The sequence below is a fragment of the Pseudomonas meliae genome (assembly GCF_001400515.1).
Lineage (GTDB): Bacteria > Pseudomonadota > Gammaproteobacteria > Pseudomonadales > Pseudomonadaceae > Aquipseudomonas > Aquipseudomonas amygdali.
In genome coordinates this window covers 1-2,863 of the sequence record NZ_LJQT01000299.1, presented here as the reverse complement: position 1 = coordinate 2,863, position 2,863 = coordinate 1, and the positions used below count along the sequence as shown (strand labels likewise).

The window sequence follows — 2,863 nt, the reverse complement described above, 5'->3', positions numbered from 1 at the left end:
TCTACACCCTCTTAGAGGCAGGCCAAGAAAAGGCCGCACTTAAATCAAAACGTAAATAACGTTGATTTAAACAGCTTGCTTAAAGACGGTGATCAGTCAAGTCATGCAGCGTGTATTCAGAGTATTCCTACAACTTCTGTCGTCAGGTATTTATTATTTATAAACAAACACCTACACGTTTGTGCAAACGGGTTTCAGAACCCGCAATTTCACCAAACAGAAAAACCAACCGGGCAGGTTATTTAATACTTGATCTAACCTGAGCCGCCTGTTTTAAAGAATCAGCGGCTTTGCGGTTTGTACCCAAGGCGCAGACCACCCCAATGTCGCCCGTTGACCACAATAGGCACAGACAGGTCGTGCATCAGTTCGCCGGTGTCCCGCGTGTAGGTTTGCAGCAGAACAGGCTGTTGATGGCTGCCGCAGCGAATGCCGGTACGATCATCAAACTTGCGCTTGCTTCGATTACGCGCATTGTCCACCGTCGCATCGCCGGTCAAAGGCTGACTAAAAGCGTTGTTGTGCGTCGGCACATACCCTTGCTGCGTGCAGGCAATGGCGAATACCAGACCTTCATGGCGCGAAAGCAACGGTTCTTGCAATGCCGGCAATACTTGATCGGTGTAGCGATCAAAACGCGTGGTAAAGCGGGTGGGTGAGGTATTGGGGACGGGTTTGTAGTTGCGATCAAACAAGTCATCCAGGCTGACGCGCCCCTGCACAATGTCAGCCTCGAATTTTTCCGCGATCAGCCGCGCACCTTCGCGGGCCAGGTCGTAGATACGCTGGTGATAGTCATCCAGACCGACCTGAGCCAGCCGCTGGCTGATGGTCTCTGCCTGCCCCTCCATCTGTACTGCGGCTTTGGCCAGTTGCCGGGTTTGTTCATCGCTGACGGCAAGATCACTGCGCATGTGCTCGACAGCATCGAACAGGCTGGCCAACTGGTCCTGGTTGCTCCTCGCGCCTTGAGCAATTTCGCTGACCTGGCTTTCCACCTTAATCGCAAGCCGGGCGATATTGCCCAGATGCTGTCCGGTCAGCTCGACCTGCTCGACCCCCGCATCGAGATCAGAAGACAGCTCGCGAATCTGCTCCACCACCTGTGCGGTGCGTTGCTGGATATCGGCCACCATCTGCCCGACTTCCCCGGTAGCACTGGCAGTACGGCCCGCAAGCCCGCGTACTTCGTCAGCGACCACCGCAAAACCGCGCCCGTGCTCACCTGCCCGGGCAGCTTCGATGGCCGCATTGAGNNGCGCCAGCAGGTTGGTCTGGCTGGCGATAGATTGAATGACCAGCGTCACACGCTGGATTTCTTCACTGCGCAGGCTCAACGCCTCGATCAACTCACGACTGCCGACAGCACGCTTGCTCAAGAGGTGCATGCGCTCGATGGACTCATTCAGAACGCCGCTTCCCGATTCGCTGCGCTGGCGCGCCTCACTGGCTGCAACCAATGCCTGTTGACTCAACTGGGCAGTCTGCTGCTCGGTCGCAATCATCTGTTCAGCGCTGTTGACTATCTGTCCGGCAGCACCCAACTGCGACTGCACCTTGCCCGCCAGTTGCCCGACAGAAAATGCCACCTGAGCGGCCGACAGTGCGTTGTGGCTAGTGGTGCGCGACAGGTCGCGGGTCAGCAGCGCGATATCACTGTCACTTGCCTCGACTTGCAAGCCAGGCTGCCTTCTGCGCAACAACAGCGGCAGCCAGGCGACCAGCAGCGCTGCGGGAATGACGATATAAAGAGACAAACCGATAACGCTCATGGCGGCGAAGAGCAGGCACAACACGACACTTTGCACCGCTGGCACCCACCACTTCGACGCAGCGCCGCGAGCATCGGCCAGTGGTAATCCGGCTGCCATGGATAGGTTCTCGGCCATGCTGCGTCACCCCGTCGGTATTTATCATTATTACGTTTATTAAACGCTAGATAACGGCCTTATGCCATGCCCCGTTGGTCGTAGCGAGCAATACGTTTTGGACAAATTCCGGGCACAACAAAACCGGGAGGCAATCGCTTGCCTCCCGGTTCGGTCACTCAGCTGCTGCCTGCGTATCAGGCCTGGCGCTGGTGCTTGTCGATCTGCTCGTGGCGCTCTTGCGCCTCGATGCAATATTTGGTCGTCGGGCTGATCAGCAGGCGTTTCAGGCCGATTGGCTCACCGCTGTCATCGCACCAGCCGAAGGTATCGTCGGCAATACGCGAGAGGGCCATTTCCAACTGGGGCAGCATGCGCTGGTCGCGGTCGATCACATTGACCAGCCAGTGACGCTCCTCTTCAACCGAAGCGGCGTCTGCAGGGTCGGCAGGCGTGTCCAGGCTCTCGATCGCAATACGGCTCTGCTCGATTCGCTCGTGGATCTCGACCTTCATGCCCTGCAACAGCTCGACGAAGAAAGCGTGCTGCTCGGCGTTCATGTAGTCATCGGCCGGCATGGCCAGCAACTTTTCCTTTGTCATTTATTTCTCTATAAAAAAACGTGCATTGAGGAGCGGCTTGACGTTGCCGTGCAAACCAATAATCTCCAAGCGCCACCTGGCACTCAATTTACGAGGGGCGGCAGTCTAAGGCCGGCTAGCGGGCTCGGCAACACAATTGAAGGATTTTTGTACAACAATTGCCGTAAAACCCTTGAAATGCGGGCGAAAGACCCGGCCAGCATGCTGCTTGATGAGGCTCTGACCTGCTGACAGCTAATCGGTTCCTGCAACATTCAACGCACAAAAGGGCCTGAAAAGGCCCTTTGATGCAGATTATTGAATATCAGCGCTTGGTCTTGCGCTTGTTGCGATATTGATCGATTACCACCGCCACTACAATGATCAGGCCTTTGATAATGTCCTGAACATAAG

General features: G+C 55.9%; 2 protein-coding genes. Both read right to left on the bottom strand.

What is annotated here, in order from left to right; all coding sequences use genetic code 11:
* Window positions 1–281: 281 nt before the first annotated feature.
* Window positions 282–1,505 (bottom strand): methyl-accepting chemotaxis protein, encoded by a 1,224-nt coding sequence (locus ALO64_RS13885; RefSeq protein WP_408002906.1) that lies wholly within the window; start codon window positions 1,503–1,505, stop codon window positions 282–284.
* Between the two features lie 560 nt (window positions 1,506–2,065).
* On the bottom strand, window positions 2,066–2,470 hold the full coding sequence (locus ALO64_RS13880; RefSeq protein ID WP_002554078.1) for a TraR/DksA family transcriptional regulator: 405 nt from the start codon (window positions 2,468–2,470) through the stop codon (window positions 2,066–2,068).
* Window positions 2,471–2,863 lie beyond the last annotated feature (393 nt).

Bases quoted from the DNA above. Each gene is read 5' to 3' on its own strand.
- ALO64_RS13880 (WP_002554078.1), bottom strand. From the start codon at position 2,470: ATGACAAAGGAAAAGTTGCTGGCCATGCCGGCCGATGACTACATGAAC.